The 16,588-nt window shown below is 63.9% G+C and carries 9 protein-coding genes and 2 riboswitches; of the genes, 2 read left to right on the plus strand and 7 right to left on the minus strand.

Annotation, left to right across the window (positions count from 1 at the left end; translation table 11 throughout):
- The first annotated feature begins 334 nt into the window (after nt 1–334).
- Nucleotides 335–4,117 (plus strand): trifunctional transcriptional regulator/proline dehydrogenase/L-glutamate gamma-semialdehyde dehydrogenase, encoded by a 3,783-nt coding sequence (gene putA / locus B0B13_RS12780; protein ID WP_076796745.1) that lies wholly within the window; start codon nt 335–337, stop codon nt 4,115–4,117.
- Nucleotides 4,118–4,206: 89 nt separating this feature from the next.
- On the plus strand, nt 4,207–5,358 hold the full coding sequence (locus B0B13_RS12785) for a branched-chain amino acid ABC transporter substrate-binding protein (RefSeq protein ID WP_076785872.1): 1,152 nt from the start codon (nt 4,207–4,209) through the stop codon (nt 5,356–5,358).
- Between the two features lie 141 nt (nt 5,359–5,499).
- On the opposite strand, the gene B0B13_RS12790 is transcribed toward B0B13_RS12785, so the two are convergent.
- The 7 genes from B0B13_RS12790 to B0B13_RS12820 all read right to left on the minus strand — a co-directional run bounded on the left by B0B13_RS12790 (nt 5,500) and on the right by B0B13_RS12820 (nt 16,570).
- Nucleotides 5,500–6,888, minus strand: coding sequence for an L-serine ammonia-lyase (locus B0B13_RS12790; protein WP_076785873.1), 1,389 nt, complete (start codon nt 6,886–6,888; stop codon nt 5,500–5,502).
- 84 nt (nt 6,889–6,972) lie between these two features.
- Complete coding sequence (locus B0B13_RS12795; RefSeq protein ID WP_255785418.1) at nt 6,973–7,986, minus strand: alginate lyase family protein; 1,014 nt, start codon at nt 7,984–7,986, stop codon at nt 6,973–6,975.
- A gap of 351 nt (nt 7,987–8,337) precedes the next feature.
- On the minus strand, nt 8,338–11,340 hold the full coding sequence (gene gcvP / locus B0B13_RS12800; RefSeq protein WP_076796747.1) for an aminomethyl-transferring glycine dehydrogenase: 3,003 nt from the start codon (nt 11,338–11,340) through the stop codon (nt 8,338–8,340).
- Between the two features lie 64 nt (nt 11,341–11,404).
- A complete protein-coding gene (gene gcvH / locus B0B13_RS12805) occupies nt 11,405–11,785 on the minus strand; it encodes a glycine cleavage system protein GcvH (protein ID WP_076785876.1) in 381 nt (126 codons plus the stop codon).
- Nucleotides 11,786–11,879: 94 nt separating this feature from the next.
- Complete coding sequence (gene gcvT / locus B0B13_RS12810) at nt 11,880–12,998, minus strand: glycine cleavage system aminomethyltransferase GcvT (protein ID WP_076796748.1); 1,119 nt, start codon at nt 12,996–12,998, stop codon at nt 11,880–11,882.
- 63 nt (nt 12,999–13,061) lie between these two features.
- Nucleotides 13,062–13,205, minus strand: a riboswitch (glycine riboswitch).
- A 59-nt stretch (nt 13,206–13,264) separates the two neighbouring features.
- Nucleotides 13,265–13,368, minus strand: a riboswitch (glycine riboswitch).
- 267 nt (nt 13,369–13,635) lie between these two features.
- Nucleotides 13,636–15,774, minus strand: coding sequence for a UvrD-helicase domain-containing protein (locus B0B13_RS12815; protein WP_076796749.1), 2,139 nt, complete (start codon nt 15,772–15,774; stop codon nt 13,636–13,638).
- 181 nt (nt 15,775–15,955) lie between these two features.
- Nucleotides 15,956–16,570 carry a c-type cytochrome gene (locus B0B13_RS12820; protein WP_076796750.1) on the minus strand — a complete coding sequence of 205 codons (615 nt, stop codon included), beginning with the start codon at nt 16,568–16,570 and terminating at the stop codon, nt 15,956–15,958.
- Nucleotides 16,571–16,588 lie beyond the last annotated feature (18 nt).

Below are 16,588 nucleotides of genomic sequence, written 5' to 3' on the forward strand. Positions count from 1 at the left end.
TATTCAGTTTGTGCTTCGATCCTGGCGTGGCCGATAGCCGCCGGCGCCGGTTCGATGATTAATTCGTGTCACCGCGCGACGGGTGCGATGCGCTCGCTCCGTCTTGCTGCGCCCTTCGTCTTGTTAACGGCGGACCGCCCTATTCCGATGACTAGGGAAAACACCGACGCCCAGCCGCTCGATTCGTTGTGGGAGCAACTTAGTAAGTCATTGTAAATAAAACATTTTATGCAGACGCAACCATCGGCCGGAAAGGTTGCACCTTTTTAATGTACGAAGTAGGATCAGCCAGATTTTTCGAGTGGTCCGGCGGCGACGCCGATGGAAAGGAATCATGGCTAGCACCACCCTTGGCGTTAAGGTCGACGATTTGCTGCGGACCCGGCTCAAAGAAGCGGCCCTGCGCCTGGAGCGCACGCCGCACCCGTTCCTGGCATTTGCGCAGAACGTGCAGCCGCAGTCGATGCTGCGTGCGGCGATCACCGCGGCCTATCGGCGTGCGGAGCCAGAGTGCGTGCCGTTCCTAATCGGGCAGGCGCAGCTGGCGGTGCCGCTGGCCAGCGACGTGCAGGTGCTCGCCACGCGCTTGGTCGAGGCGTTGCGCGCCAAGCGTACCGGCGGTGGCGTCGAAGGATTGATCCATGAGTTCTCGCTATCGAGCCAGGAAGGCGTCGCGCTGATGTGTCTGGCCGAGGCGCTGCTGCGGATTCCGGACCGGGCCACGCGCGATGCGCTGATCCGTGACAAGATCAGCAAGGGCGACTGGAAATCGCACGTCGGCCATGCTCCGTCACTGTTCGTCAACGCCGTAACATGGGGCCTGATGATCACGGGCAAGCTGGTTGCGACCAACAGCGAGGCGGGCCTGTCGTGCGCACTCACGCGGATGATCGGCAAGGGCGGCGAGCCGTTGATTCGCAAAGGCGTGGACATGGCAATGCGGTTGATGGGCGAGCAATTCGTCACCGGCGAGACGATTTCCGAGGCGCTGGCGAACAGCCGAAAATACGAGGCGCGCGGCTTCCGCTATTCGTATGACATGCTCGGCGAGGCGGCAACGACCGAGGAAAACGCTCAGCACTACTATGCATTGTACGAGCAGACGATCCACGCGATTGGCAAGGCCGCCGGCGGGCGCGGCATCTACGACGGACCGGGGATCTCCATTAAGCTGTCGGCGTTGCATGCGCGATACTCGCGCGCGCAGTGCGACCGTGTAATGAGCGAGTTGCTGCCGCGGGTGCGGGCGCTGGCGCGCCTGGCGCGCCGCTACGATATTGGCCTGAACATCGATGCAGAGGAAGCGGACCGGCTGGAGATCTCACTGGATTTGCTCGAGGCGTTGTGCTTCGATCCGGAGCTGGCCGGCTGGAACGGTATCGGCTTTGTCGTGCAGGCGTACCAGAAACGCTGTCCGTTCGTCATCGACTACTTGATCGATTTGGCCCGCCGCAGCCGACATCGCCTGATGGTGCGGCTGGTCAAAGGCGCGTACTGGGACAGCGAGATCAAGCGGGCGCAGGTGGATGGGCTCGAAGGCTACCCCGTCTACACCCGCAAGGTCTACACTGACGTGTCCTATCTCGCTTGTGCCAAGAAACTGCTGGGTGTTCCCGATGCGGTGTACCCTCAATTCGCCACGCATAACGCCCACACGTTGTCGGCGATCTACCATTTGGCAGGTCAAAATTATTATCCGGGCCAGTACGAGTTCCAGTGCCTGCACGGGATGGGTGAGCCGCTGTATGAGGAAGTGACCGGCCGCGACAAGCTCAGTCGCCCATGCCGCGTGTACGCACCGGTTGGTACCCATGAGACACTGCTCGCGTACCTAGTGCGTCGGCTGCTGGAAAACGGTGCGAACACATCATTCGTGAACCGGATTGCCGATGAGTCGGTGTCGGTGGCCGAACTGGTGGCAGATCCTGTCGACGAGGCATTGCAGATCGTGCCGCTCGGTACGCCGCACCCTAAGATCCCGTTGCCGCGCGCGTTGTATGGCAGCGAACGAGTCAATTCAATGGGGCTGGACCTGTCCAATGAGCATCGCCTCGCATCGCTGTCGTCGGCATTACTCGCGAGCACCAACGTGATGTGGCATGCCGCGCCGACGCTGCAGCCCGGCGAGGTGGTGAGCGGCACGCCGCGTGAGGTGCGCAACCCCGCCGATCATCGCGACGTAGTCGGCACGGTGGTAGACGCGACAGCAGAGCACGTGCAAGCCGCGCTCGCTCATGCACTCGCCACCGCGCCGATTTGGCAGGCCACTCCCGTGCAGGCGCGCGCCGACTGCCTAGCCCGTGCCGCCGACCTGCTCGAAGCGCAGATCCCTACGCTGATGGGGCTGGTCGTGCGCGAGGCGGGCAAGTCGCTGCCGAATGCGATTTCCGAGATCCGCGAGGCGATTGATTTCCTGCGCTACTACTCGACCCAGATCCGCAGCGAGTTTTCCAATGACACGCATCGTCCGCTCGGGCCGATCGTCTGTATCAGTCCATGGAATTTCCCGCTGGCGATTTTCATGGGCCAGGTGGCGGCGGCGCTGGCCGCCGGCAATACGGTGCTGGCGAAACCCGCTGAGCAGACGCCGTTAATCGCTGCGCAAGCAGTGCGCATCTTGCACGAGGCCGGCGTTCCAACTGGTGCTGTGCAATTGCTGCCCGGCGACGGGGAGACGGTGGGTGCTGCGCTGGTCGCCGATCCGCGTACCCGTGGCGTGATGTTTACCGGCTCCATCGAGGTCGCACGCCTCATCAACCGTACGCTATCCGAACGACTAGACCCGGACGGTAAGCCGATTGCGCTGATCGCCGAAACCGGCGGCCAGAATGCGATGATCGTCGATTCGTCGGCGCTGGCCGAGCAGGTCGTCGCGGACGTGCTGCAGTCGGCATTCGACTCGGCCGGCCAGCGTTGCTCGGCGCTACGCGTGCTGTGCCTGCAGGATGACGTGGCGCAGCGCACGTTGCAGATGCTGACCGGTGCAATGCGCGAATTGTCGGTTGGCAATCCAGAGCGTTTGTCCACCGATGTCGGCCCGGTTATCGATGCCCAAGCCAAGCGCGGCATCGAAGCGCATATCGCGGCGATGCGCGATAAGGGCCGCAAGGTGTTCCAATTGCCGCTGCCGGACGGCTGTCAGTATGGCATGTTCGTGCCGCCGACATTGATCGAGCTCGACAGCATTGACGAGCTGGCACGCGAGGTATTCGGGCCGGTGCTGCATGTAGTGCGCTACCGCCGCCATGCGCTGGAATCGCTGCTAGAGGCCATTCATGCGACCGGCTATGGGCTGACGCTAGGAATCCACACGCGGCTCGACGAGACGATCGACCATGTCATCGAACGCGCGCATGTGGGCAATATCTATGTGAACCGCAACATGATTGGCGCGGTGGTCGGCGTGCAGCCGTTCGGCGGAGAAGGGCTTTCGGGCACGGGGCCGAAGGCGGGCGGACCACTGTACCTGCAGCGGCTGCTGGCCAAGCGTCCGAATGGCATACCCGCGTTGCTGGCTAGATCGCTGAGCAAGAAGATGCCGGCCGGCGGCAGACCGGCGCTCACAGCGTATCGCGACTGGTTGATCGGCGAGCGTGATGCCCAACTCGCTGCCCGTTGCGACGGCTACCTGAACCAGATGCTCGTCGGCGCCACGGCCGCGCTGTCGGGCCCGACGGGGGAGTGCAATACCTATGCGCTCAGCGCACGTGGCACGGTACTCTGCATCGCGTCGACGGCCAGCGGCGCACGCGTACAGCTGGCGGCGGTGCTAGCCACCGGCAATCGCGCGCTGTTCATTGGCGCGAGCGGCGAGCAACTGGTCGGTGCGCTGCCGGCCGCGTTGCACAGCCACGCGGCGGTGAGCTGCGACGGTGACCTCGGCGTCGAGTATGATGCTGTGCTGTTCGAGGGTGACAGCGATGCGTTGCAATTGCTGATGCGGCAAATCGCCGCGCGCGGTGGCCCGATCGTCGGCGTGCAGGGCGTTGCGGCGGGCGCTTTCGACGATGGCTCCTCCGGCGACGACTATGTGCTTGAGCGGCTGTTGATCGAGCGCTCGGTGAGCGTCAACACGGCCGCCGCGGGCGGTAATGCCAGTTTGATGGCAATCGGCTAAACACCACTGGGTCACTTGACACGAAGCGAGGCGGGGCACGGCGGACTCCGGGCGACGCTTCACCCTTAAAGCCAAAAGGAGATGTCTCAATGGAGCACACGATGAAAAAGCTGACAGGCGCGACGTTGCTCGCCGCCTTGTCGGTCGCGGGGAGTGTAGCGTACGCGCAGCAGGCAGAGCAGGTGAAGGTGGGCTTTGCCGCACCGATGACCGGCGCTCAGGCCCACTATGGCAAGGATATGCAGAACGGCATCGTGCTTGCAATCGAGGACTTCAACGCAACCAAGCCGGTGATTGACGGCAAGCCGGTGCAAATCGTGCTGGACACCGGCGATGACCAGGCCGACCCGCGTACCGGTACGACCGTTGCGCAAAAGCTTGTCGACGACGGTATCAAAGGCATGCTCGGCCATTTCAACTCGGGGACGACGATACCGGCATCGCGCATTTATGCGAACGCCGGGATTGCGCAGATCGCGATGGCAACCGCGCCGGAATACACGCAGCAGGGCTACAAAACGACGTTCCGGATGATGACCTCTGACACGCAGCAAGGCTTGGTGGCCGGCACGTTCGCGGCGAAGACGCTGAAACTAAAAAAGATTGTGATCATCGACGATCGAACTGCGTATGGTCAGGGCCTGGCTGATCAGTTCGAAAAGGCCGCGAAGTCTTCGGGCGCGAAGATTCTTGACCGCGAGTACACGAACGACAAGGCGGTCGACTTCAAGGCGATCCTGACCAAGGTGAAGTCGATGATGCCGGATCTAGTCTACTACGGCGGCGCGGACGCGCAAGCCGGCCCGATGGTCAAGCAAATGAAGGCGCTGGGTATCAAGGCGCCGCTGATGGCTGGCGAAATGGTCAAGACTGACACGTTCCTGAAGCTCGCGAGCGACGCCGCCAACGGTACGATCGCGTCGCTGGCAGGCCTGCCGCTGGGAGAAATGCCAGGTGGCAAGGACTACGTCGCAAAGTACAAGAAGCGTTTCGGCGAAGATGTGCAAACCTATTCACCGTATGCGTACGATGGCGCGATGGCCATGTTCGAAGCGATGAAGAAGGCCAACTCGACCGATCCGGCGAAGTACCTGCCAGCGCTGGCGAAGACCGATATGTCGGGCGTCACGGCCAAGCACGTCGCGTATGACGCGAAGGGCGATTTGAAGAACGGCGGCATCACGCTGTACAAGGTCGTCAATGGCCAATGGACCCCGCTGCAAAGCGTAGGCGGTAAGTAAGTCGCCGCTTCATGGCGGCACACGTTGGTGCGAATCCGGCCGGGCACGTCGTATGTGCGCCCAGTACCGCCAGAAATCTCTCTTCAGGCATGCAGAATATTCAATCGGCGCCGTATGTGAGCAGGGCATCCGCGTACCGTGTCAGCATTCGACAATGTTCACGGCGAGACCGCCGCGGGACGTCTCCTTGTACTTCGTTTTCATGTCGGCGCCGGTCTCGAGCATCGTCTTGATCACCGAATCGAGCGACACGTAGTGCAAGCCGTCGCCGCGCAGTGCCATCCGCGCGGCATTGACGGCCTTAACCGATGCCATCGCATTGCGCTCGATGCAGGGGATTTGCACCATGCCGCCCACCGGGTCGCAAGTCAATCCCAGGTTGTGCTCCATGCCGATCTCCGCGGCATTCTCGACTTGCGCGGGCGTGGCCCCCATGACCGCGGCCAGCGCGCCAGCCGCCATCGAGCAAGCGACCCCGACCTCACCCTGGCAACCGACCTCGGCGCCGGAGATCGATGCATTGAGCTTGTACAGGATGCCGATCGCGCCGGCGGTCAACAGGAAATCGATGACGCCCGCGTCATTTGCGCCGGGCACGAACCGTGTGTAGTAATGCAGTACGGCTGGGATGATGCCGGCTGCGCCGTTCGTTGGCGCTGTCACCACGCGGGCTCCGGCTGCGTTTTCCTCGTTGACCGCGATCGCGTACAAATTGATCCAATCCACCATCGACAGCGGATCGCGCAATGCCACCTCCGGCTTGCCCGACAGGTCGCGATATAATTGCGGTGCTCGCCGGCGCACTTGGAACGGCCCCGGCAGGTTGCCGTCCGCCGCAGGATTGCCGATGCCACAACCGCGCGCGACGCATGACTGCATCACATTCCAAATACGCAGCAGATCAGCACGGATCGCGTCGTCGCTGCGCCATACCCGCTCGTTTTCAAACATCAGTTGCGCGATGGTGCGACCAGTCTGCGTACATCGCTGCAACAGCTCACTGCCGGTCGAGAACGGGTGCGGCAGCTGCTCGTACGCATTAAGCACGCGTGTGTTGGACGCACCGGCTGTGACCACGAAGCCGCCCCCCACGGACAGATAGGTCGACTCGCACAGCACGCTGCCGGCGGCGTCGAGCGCCCGCAGCTTCAGGCCGTTCGGATGCTCAGGCAACGCCTGACGGTAGAACACGATGTGCTCCTTCGGCAGGAACGGGATTGGGTGCGTGCCAAGCAGCGCAAGCGTGCGCGACGAGGCGACGTGCTCGAGCTTGTCTGCGATCGTCTCGGCCTGCACGGTGTCCGGCGCTTCGCCAAGCAGGCCGAGCATGACGCCGCGGTCGGTGCCATGGCCCTTGCCGGTCGCGCCGAGCGAGCCATAGAGTTCGACCTTGACCGATGCGACGGCTGGCAGCAAGTGGTCGTGCTGCAGGCCTTGCGCGAACAGCAGTGCGGCGCGCATCGGGCCGACCGTGTGCGAGCTCGACGGGCCAATGCCAATTTTGAACAAATCGAATACGCTGACGGCCATGACGGCTCCAGATGTGTCACGCCACGCCCGCGGCTGGGCCAGCGGGGTAGGCGGTTGCAATGTCGATGTTGCGCTCGCGTCGTTTCATCGCTCGCTCGAGCGCGCGGGCAGCGGCAGGCAGGCGGCGAGCCATGGCGGCGGCATTGGCGCCAGGTGCAGCGCCACGGGCTGGTACCGTCCGTTTAGCCGCGCGGCGAGATGGAACAGCTCTGTTGCGCGACTAGGATCCCACGCACCACTGAAGCCGCGCAGTCCGGCGGCGCGACGTGTTTCATCGAACGGCACGCGGCTGTGGACGAACTCCTCATGGCTTGTGCGGCCGAGCGCATACGGGACGAGCCAATCGAGCGCGTGCTCCAATGTCGCACCGGAGGCGCTGCGCTCGCGCAGCCAGTTGCGGTTATGCCGGCGCGCGGCCAGTGCGGCCATCACCAGCGGCTGCAAATCATAGGTCACGTAGTGCAGCGCGTCGCGCTCGTCAAAATCCCATGTTGTGCCATCCGAGGCAATGTTTGTGCTGACCTGTTCCACGAATAACCGCTGCGCGGCAGCGATCAACTTGCGATCATCCAGCGTGAACGCAGTCATCGCGATCAGCTTGACGCGATGGCTTTGCCAGTTGTTCGCGAACGTATGCCGAAGTGGCCGGGGTTGGCTGTCGATGCGCTCGACATAGCCGCGCGCCAGTTTGCGTAGGAACGCGATCGTCGCGTTGCGAGTCTTGACCGGCAGTGCGCTGGCGGTCAGGTCGTACGCGAGAATCAAGCCATCGAGTTTCGTCTCGTCGATCGGATTGAAACTTGGCTGGTAAGTCGTGACCCACGCGTCGAGCAGGCGTGCAACATAACGCAGGAAGCGCTCGTTGCCGGTTGCGCGCCACGCGAGCGCGGCGTTGCGCATCAGCGCGAAATCCTTTTGCGCGTCGACACTTTGATCGTAGATGCCCTGGTGGGGCAGCGTGCCTTCGGTATGCAATCGATCCACCGCGCGTGGCGCGTTGCTGAGCCCCACCAAGCTCTGTTGCACCAGCGCTTGCACCCCGGGGTCGGCATGGGTGCGCTCGCTGCTCTGCAGCGCTGGCGCCGCGCAAAAGTTCATCGCTGCGCGCACCGGCACCGCGCAGAGCAGGCCCAACAGGCCCGCTATCGCGACGAGCGCGATCGTGGCGCATGCGGCGGCACGGCGGTGTGTTGGATCAGATCGAAACGCGTCCACTATGCGGGGCTCCACTGTCTCGGCTGCGGTCAGATCGAGATGTTAGCCTTTCTTCGCGGATGGCTCACGCAAACGATGCGGTGCTGTGCGCTGAACTGTGCCGAGTCTCGGTCGCGACGGAGCCGCGTGCAAGGTCCATGTGTTCGTGAAGCAACTGGACGAGTGAACAACCCACGCGGGAACATGAACGACACATGCGTGGGGCTCGTTCAGCGCTAACATGACAGTGCCGCGCTACGCATAGTCGGAGACTGGCACGCACGAGCAAAATAGATTGCGATCGCCGTACACGTTGTCGGCGCGGCCCACGGGCGGCCAGTACTTGCCGGCCGCCAGCGACGGGACCGGATACGCAGCCTGTTCGCGCCCGTAGGCATGAGACCAAGTGTCGGCACCAATGACCGCGGCTGTGTGCGGGGCATATTTGAGCGGGTTGTCGTCCCGGTCCGCGCGGCCTTGCTCGACCGCGCGGATTTCATCGCGGATCGTGATCATCGCGTCGATGAAACGGTCCAGCTCCGCCTTCGATTCCGACTCGGTCGGCTCGATCATCAACGTGCCGGGCACCGGGAAGCTCATCGTCGGAGCATGGAAACCGTAGTCGATCAGCCGCTTTGCGACGTCCTCGACGGTCACGCCGCTTGCGTCCTTGATCGGCCGCAGGTCCAGGATGCATTCATGCGCGATCAGGCCGCCGGCTCCCGAATACAGCACCGGGTAGTGCGGGGCGAGACGCTTGGCGATGTAGTTCGCGTTTAGGATCGCCGTCTCGGTCGCTGACTTGAGGCCGCACGCACCCATCATTGCAATATACATCCACGAGATCGGCAGAATGGCAGCTGAGCCGTACGGCGCCGACGAGACCGCGCCGATCCCGTCCGGATTGCCAGCCGGCGTCGCTGCGTCTTCGCGCACATAGCCTACCGAACGCTGGTTCGGTAGGAAGCGCGCCAGATGGGCGGCCACCGCCACCGGCCCGACGCCGGGGCCACCGCCGCCATGCGGGATACAAAAAGTTTTATGCAGATTCAGATGTGACACGTCGCCGCCGAACTGGCCGGGCGCGGTCAGGCCCACCATGGCGTTCATGTTCGCGCCGTCGACGTACACCTGGCCCCCGTGCGCGTGGACGATCTCGCAGATCTCCCGCACGTTTTGCTCGAACACGCCATGCGTGGACGGGTACGTGATCATGATCGCCGCCAGCTTGTCTGCATGGCGCGCGGCCTTGGTCTTCAGGTCCTCGACGTCGACATTGCCCTGCGCATCGCACGCGACGACCACGACTTGCATGCCGGCCATCTGGGCGGATGCCGGATTAGTGCCGTGCGCGGAAGCCGGGATCAAGCAAACGTTGCGATGTCCTTCGCCGCGCGACGCGTGGTACGCGTGGATGATCAGCAACCCGGCGTACTCGCCCTGCGAGCCGGCATTCGGTTGCAGCGACACTGCGGCATAGCCCGTGCATGCCACCAGCATCTGCTCGAGCTGCTCGATCATCTTGCGATAGCCGACGGTTTGCGACGCGGGCGCGAACGGATGGATCTGCGCGAACTCGGGCCACGTGACGGGCAGCATCTCCGACGTGGCGTTCAGTTTCATCGTGCACGAACCGAGCGGGATCATCGCGCGATCCAGCGCAAGGTCCTTGTCGGCGAGCCGGCGCAGGTAGCGCAGCATTTCCGTCTCGGAGTGGTGGCGGTTGAACACCGGATGCGTCAGGTACGCACTGCGGCGCAACAGCGCGTTAGGCAGCGCGTCTTCGACGCTGGCGTCCAGCGCGTCGATGTCCAACGTCGGCGCGCCGTCTTGTGTGTGCACGGTGCTCGGCTGCACGCTGGCGAGCGCGGGCGCCTCATTAGCCGCTTCGGCGAACAGCGCGAGCAAATCGGCCAGATCCGAACGCGTCGTCGTCTCATCGACCGATACGCCCACGCGCGCGCCGTCGATCCGGCGCAGGTTGATCCGCCGCGCGCACGCAGCCTCGTGCAGCGCTTCGGTGCGCGTGCCCGACTCGATCGTCAGCGTGTCGAAGAACGTGTCATTGGCGAGCGCGTAACCGAGCTGCTGCACGCCGGCCGCCAGAATTGCCGCGGTGCGGTGCACGCGCTCGGCGATCTGCCGCAGGCCTCGCGGACCGTGGTAGACCGCGTACATGCTGGCCATGATGGCCAGCAATGCCTGTGCGGTGCACACGTTCGAGGTCGCCTTCTCGCGACGGATATGCTGTTCGCGGGTTTGCAATGCCAGCCGCAACGCGGGCTTGCCTTGTGCATCGATGGTCACGCCGACGAGCCGCCCCGGCATCTGCCGCTTGAACGCGTCGCGCACGGCAAGATACGCGGCGTGCGGACCGCCAAACGCGAGCGGCACGCCAAAGCGTTGCGAGGTGCCTACCGCGACATCCGCGCCCCATTCGCCAGGTGGCGTCAACAGCGTCAGCGCCAACAGATCGGCAGCGGCTACCACGTGCGCGCCGGCTTCATGGATCGCGGCAGCCAGGTCACGATAGTCACGCACGTCGCCGTTGACGCCCGGATACTGCAGCAGCACGCCGAACGCGCCGGCTTGCGCCGCCGCTGCGGCAGGGCCGACCCGCACGTCGATGCCCACCGGCTGTGCGCGCGTGCGGACCACCTCGATCGTCTGCGGTAGCACGTCGTCGGCCACGTAGAACACGTTCGAGCGCGGCTTGCCCACGCGCTGCAGCAGCGTCATGGCCTCGGCTGCTGCCGTGCCTTCGTCGAGCAGCGACGCATTGGCGGTGTCCAGCCCGGTCAGGTCAATCACCATCTGCTGGAAATTGAGCAGCGCCTCGAGCCGGCCTTGCGAGATTTCAGGCTGGTACGGCGTATAGGCGGTGTACCACGCTGGGTTCTCGAGCACGTTGCGCAGAATCACTGCGGGCGTGTGTGTGCCATAGTAGCCCTGGCCAATGTAGCTGCGGAACACTTCGTTTTGGCACGCCAGTTCGCGCAGCCGCGCGAGCGCTTTGGCCTCGCTGCGCGGCGCGGTGAATTCGCCAAGCGGCAGGCTGTCGCGACGCCGGATGCTCGGCGGAATCACCGCGTCGATTAGCGCGTCGCGGTGATCGAAGCCAAGCACCGCCAGCATCTGCCGCTGATCGTCGGCGTTAGGCCCGATGTGACGTTCGGCGAAAGCGTCGTGTCGTTCAAGCTCGGCGAACGTGGGGCGGTTGGCGCGAGTCATCAGGTGATCCGGGTGTTCTGGCTTCATATCGAAATCCTGTCGGTCCACACCGCCGCGACGTGCGGGGCCGGCGTGGACCCGTTGGGGTCAATCAGGCGCCGATCGCCTGGCCGTACGCGGCCGCGTCGAGCAGTTGCTCTATCGCAGCGGTATCCGCGGGCTTGATACGGAACAACCAGGACTCGTACGGCGCGCCGTTGACCTGGTCTGGCGCACTGATCAATGCGTCATTGGACTCGACGATCTCGCCAGCAACCGGCGCATAGATGTCGGAGGCCGCCTTGACTGACTCAATCACTGCGATCGCGTCGCCGGCCTCGACCTGCTTGCCGGCTTCCGGAAGTTCGAGAAACACGACGTCGCCCAGTGCTTCCTGCGCGTGGTCGGTGATGCCAACGGTCAGCGTGCCGTCGTCTTCCTTGCGAATCCACTCATGGGATTCGGTGTATTTGAGTTCGGCCGGGATGGTCATGGATGACTCCTGATATCGTTGAGGTCGTGAATCGGTGCGCCGGCGCGGCGCGGGCGCACCGTGCCCGGCGCGCGGCGGTGGCGGCGCGCCGCCGTCAGACGAGCGGCTTACCGTGGCGCACGAACGGCAGTTTAACCACCCGCGCGGGCAACGCCTTGTCGCGGATCACGACCCGTACTGTATCGCCGGCCAACACAGCCGTCGGTACGCGCGCCAATGCGATGGATTGCTGCAACGACGGTGAGAACGTGCCGCTGGTGACCTCGCCGTCGCCGTGTGTAGTGAGCACCTTCTGGTGTGCGCGCAGGATACCCGCCGGCTTGCCCTGCGGGTCTTTGTCTAGCACCAGGCCCACGAACGTCGCGCGCTGACCCTGTGCGCGCAGCGCCGCGCTGCCGACAAAATCCCGCTCGCCCGACAAATCGACGGTCCACGCGAGGCCGGCGTCAAGCGGCGACACGTTTTCGTCCATGTCCTGCCCGTACAGATTCATGCCGGCCTCCAGCCGCAGCGTATCGCGTGCGCCCAGGCCGCATGGCTTAACGCTCTGCGCGGCGAGCGCCTGCCATAATGCTTGCACGTGCGCGGCCTCGACAATGAGCTCGAAGCCGTCCTCGCCGGTATAGCCGGTGCGAGCGACCATTAGTGCGCCGAACGGCGTGCCGTCCACGCGCGCGGCGTTAAAGGGCTTGAGCGCTTCGCCCGACTGTTGCACCGCCGGCACGGCCTGCCCGACCTTCACTCGCGCATTCGGGCCTTGCACAGCAAGGATTGCCAGGTCCCGGCGCGGCGTCAGCGTGACGCCGAAGCCGCCTTCCGCGTTGAGTTGACCGAGCCAGCCGATGTCCTTATCCGCGGTACCGGCGTTGACTACGACGCGGAACGCATCGTCGGCGAAGTAGTACACGATCAAATCATCGACCACCCCGCCGCTCGCATTCAGCATGCACGAGTACAGTGCTCGGCCCGGCGTTTGCAGCTTGTCGACATTGTTGGCCAATGCCATGCGCAGGAACGCCCGTGCGCCAGCGCCGGCGATATCCACGACGCACATGTGTGACACGTCGAACATGCCGGCGTCACTGCGCACCGCGCGGTGCTCGTCAATCTGTGAGCCATAGTTCACCGGCATGTCCCAGCCGCCGAAGTCGACCATGCGTGCATGGAGCGCACGATGGACCGCGTTGAGCGGGGTGGTCTTGAGTTGAGTCATGAAAGCTCTCGATAGCGCGAACATAAAAAGGCGCACGAGCATCCGAGCAGCGGTGGATGCATGCATGACCCCTCTGTCCTCGGTACCTGAGAGATTGCGCCGCGCGGCTTGCTTGCCACGCATCGGCGCGCGCCCCTTCGGTGGGTAGCTTGCGCCGCTGCGTTTGCACGCGCACGGCTGCTACTACCGCTCTCCAGAGTGCGGTGCCGCCCATTGGCGCACACGCGCCAATGGGCGGCGCGGCGTGCGACGACGAGTCGGCGGTCCGGCGCGCACGGTCCTTTTGCCTGAGAGTTTGTGGGTTGCCCCTTCGGCGGCACCGGCTTGCGATTCGTCGCATGAAGCCGGTGCGCTCTCCCGGCGCGCGTGGCGATTGTGCGCGCCGCGCGCCGCTGTGTCAATCGGCTCGCGCGTGCGGCATGCGGTGTCCGCGCCGATCCGGATCGGGACGCGCCAGTCGTGGTGGCCGACGGCGGCGAACCCGCACGGGCTTTCATTGTGCGAAGCCCACGCGCCGTCCGGTTGCCGCGCTTTCACGCGCCTTTTCGATGATTGCCAGGCCGTCGGCCGCATCACGGGCGCTGACTGGCAGCGGCGTGCCGTGCCGTACCGCGTCCGCTGCGCGGCGTGACGGTATTCAGCCTGGCTGTTTCTGCAGCAAGGCCTTCAGGCTCGCCAGCCGGTCCTTGGGCGTCATCGGCGCTTCGTCCTGCGTGGGCGGCGGCGCATCGTCCAGACGCATTTCCGCAATAAAGCGGGACGGCTCGCACACGAGCGTCTCCCTCGCGCGCTTTCGCTTCTTGCAATAGTTCAGATGCAAGCTGCGCTGTGCACGCGTGATCGCGACATACATCAGGCGGCGCTCCTCCTCGATCCGCGCGTCGTCGATCGGCTCATCATCGGCGCCACCTCGGTGCGGAAGAATGCCTTCCTCGACGCCCACCAAAAATACGTGTGGATACTCGAGGCCCTTCGACGCATGGATGGTGGACAGGCGTACCGCGTCCGGATCCTCGTCCTTGCCATCGAGCATCGACATCAGTGCGACGGTCTGAATCAAACCCAGCAGGTTCTTGCCGGTATCGGCCAGTCCGTCCGCATTATCGTAGCCGTATGCATGTTGTTCGTCATCATCGTCGGCATCCTCGCCGCCCGGCTTGTCGGCTCCGCCGAGCGTGGCGTCGCGCTCCGGTTTCGTGCCTTTCTTCTTGAGCCATTCGAGGAACTCGAGCACGTTCGTCCACTTGGTCTGCGCCTGGCGCTCGTCGAATGCGTCATACAGGTACGCTTCGTAATGGATGGCTTCCATCAGGTCATCCAGCAGCGTCGTTGCCGGGTCGGTGCCGGCCCGTGCCGCGATGCGCTGAATGAAATCGCAGAACACCCGCAGCGGCTCGATCTGACGTGGCGACAGCCGCGCCTCAATGCCGCCCATATAGACTGCCTCGAACAGCGACACCTTCGCCTGGCCGGCAAACGAACCGAGCGCCTCTAGCGTCGTGTTGCCCACACCGCGGCGCGGCGTGGTGATCGCGCGGATGAACGCCGGATCGTCGTCGTGATTAGCGATCAGCCGGAGATAGGCGCAGATGTCCTTGATTTCGGCGCGATCGAAGAACGACTGTCCGCCGGACAACACGTACGGGATACGCTCGCGGCGCAGCACCTGCTCGAAGATCCGGGCCTGGAAGTTGCCCCGGTATAGGATCGCATAGTCGCGGAACTGCGCGCGGCGTTCGAACTTGTGCGCTGATAGGCGGAACACCACCGATTCCGCTTCGTGCTCTTCGTCATTGCATGGCGTCACGGTAATCGTGTCACCCATGCCATGTTCGGACCACAGCTTCTTCTCGAACAGTTTCGGGTTTTGTGCGATCACGCTGTTCGCGGCGTTCAGGATGCGCACCGTCGAGCGGTAATTTTGCTCGAGTTTGATGACCTTCAGACGAGGGAAGTCCACTTGCAATTGCGCAAGATTCTCCAATGTCGCGCCGCGCCAGCCGTAGATCGCCTGGTCATCGTCGCCGACTGCCGTGAACGCCGCGCGCGGGCCGGCGATCAGCTTCAGCAGCTCGTACTGACACGCGTTGGTGTCCTGGTACTCGTCCACCAGCAGGTAGCGCAGCCGGTTCTGCCATTTGTCGCGCACCGGCTCATTGTCGCGGAACAATTCCGTGGGCAGCCGGATCAAGTCGTCGAAGTCTACCGCCTGATACGCGTGCAGCGTTGCCGCGTAATTGCGGAATACGATTGCCGCCTGCATCTCGTCCTCATTCTGCGCGAGCACACTGGCTTGCTCCGGCGTGACCATGCCGTTTTTCCACAGCGAAATGATCGACTGGATCCTGCGAATCAGTCCCTTATCCGTCGTGCCGACCTGCTCCTGGATCATGGCGAAGCAATCGTCCGCGTCCATGATCGAGAATTGCGGCTTCAAACCGACATGTGCTGCTTCCTGACGCAGGATCTGCACGCCTAGTGAATGGAACGTGCATACCGTCAGCTGATTAACGGGCACTTTGCGGCCTTCCTTGCCAGGCGTCGTCAGCGTTTTGCCCTCGAGCAGCTTGCCAACCCGTTCGCGCATTTCGGCTGCCGCCTTGTTCGTGAAGGTGACCGCTGCAATGTGACGTGGCTCGAAACCTTTTGCCTCGATCAGATAAGCGATCTTCTGCGTGATGACACGCGTCTTACCGCTACCGGCACCGGCAAGCACGAGGCAGGGGCCGTCGAGATAGGTGACGGCGGCACTTTGCGCGGGGTTTAGGCCATACATGGAGCGTAGCGGAGGGCGACGACGCGCGCTGCACGGATGCGTCGCGTCGAACGATGTGGTTCGCTGGGACCGGGATGTTAACACAGCGGCGCTAACACAGCGGCGCGCCGTGGACAGCCGACGCGCCGCGCGGGCCTAAAGTTCGCAGACGGGTTGACTGCGCCGCTTCGTGCCGATCCGGCTATTTGGCTGCGCCTACCATATAGTCAACGGCCGCCTTCACGTCGGCATCGGAAGCGTTCGAGCCGCCTTTGGGCGGCATCGCACCTTTGCCGTGCAGCGCGTAGTGGTAGACAGTGTCCATCGACTCCTTTAGCCGTGGCGCCCAGGCCGCCTTGTCACCGAGCTTCGGTGCGCCGGCTATGCCGGCGGCATGACACGCTTGGCAGACCTGCTGGTACAGTGCCTTGCCAGCCTGCGTGGCGTCCGCGCTTGCGGACGTGGCGGCGCTGCCGGACGGCGGCGCCGAAGAAATCGCGGCGATTGCGGCGGCTGCAGCTTGCGCGCTGCTGCTACTTGCCGCCGCGGCGGATTGCGTTGCGGCGGCCGATGTGTCGGACGCGCGTTGGACTTCGCCTAGGGTGCTCGCGTCGCGGATCTCCACGCGGGCTACGGGTGCAATACGGCGGGAAACCTGCTCGTGCGACAAACCGTCGGTGCCGGCACCGGTGCGGGTGGCGTTGTCCACATAACTGACGAGCAGCGCAATGATGATGACCGGGAGCGCAAAGCTGGCAATGACCAGCGCGATGAGCTGCTTCGGATTTTTGATCGGGGCTTCGTGTGCTTCGCTCATGCTGTCTCGTCTCTCTAA

The organism is Burkholderia sp. b14, assembly GCF_900156195.1.
In the GTDB taxonomy this organism is placed as follows: Bacteria; Pseudomonadota; Gammaproteobacteria; order Burkholderiales; family Burkholderiaceae; genus Mycetohabitans.

What these genes read in the sequence shown, in the direction of transcription:
- putA (WP_076796745.1), top strand. Translation starts at nt 335, where the DNA reads ATGGCTAGCACCACCCTTGGCGTTAAGGTCGACGATTTGCTGCGGACC.
- B0B13_RS12785 (WP_076785872.1), top strand. Translation starts at nt 4,207, where the DNA reads ATGGAGCACACGATGAAAAAGCTGACAGGCGCGACGTTGCTCGCCGCC.
- B0B13_RS12790 (WP_076785873.1), bottom strand. Translation starts at nt 6,888, where the DNA reads ATGGCCGTCAGCGTATTCGATTTGTTCAAAATTGGCATTGGCCCGTCG.
- B0B13_RS12795 (WP_255785418.1), bottom strand. Translation starts at nt 7,986, where the DNA reads ATGAACTTTTGCGCGGCGCCAGCGCTGCAGAGCAGCGAGCGCACCCAT.
- gcvP (WP_076796747.1), bottom strand. Translation starts at nt 11,340, where the DNA reads ATGAAGCCAGAACACCCGGATCACCTGATGACTCGCGCCAACCGCCCC.
- gcvH (WP_076785876.1), bottom strand. Translation starts at nt 11,785, where the DNA reads ATGACCATCCCGGCCGAACTCAAATACACCGAATCCCATGAGTGGATT.
- gcvT (WP_076796748.1), bottom strand. Translation starts at nt 12,998, where the DNA reads ATGACTCAACTCAAGACCACCCCGCTCAACGCGGTCCATCGTGCGCTC.
- B0B13_RS12815 (WP_076796749.1), bottom strand. Translation starts at nt 15,774, where the DNA reads ATGTATGGCCTAAACCCCGCGCAAAGTGCCGCCGTCACCTATCTCGAC.
- B0B13_RS12820 (WP_076796750.1), bottom strand. Translation starts at nt 16,570, where the DNA reads ATGAGCGAAGCACACGAAGCCCCGATCAAAAATCCGAAGCAGCTCATC.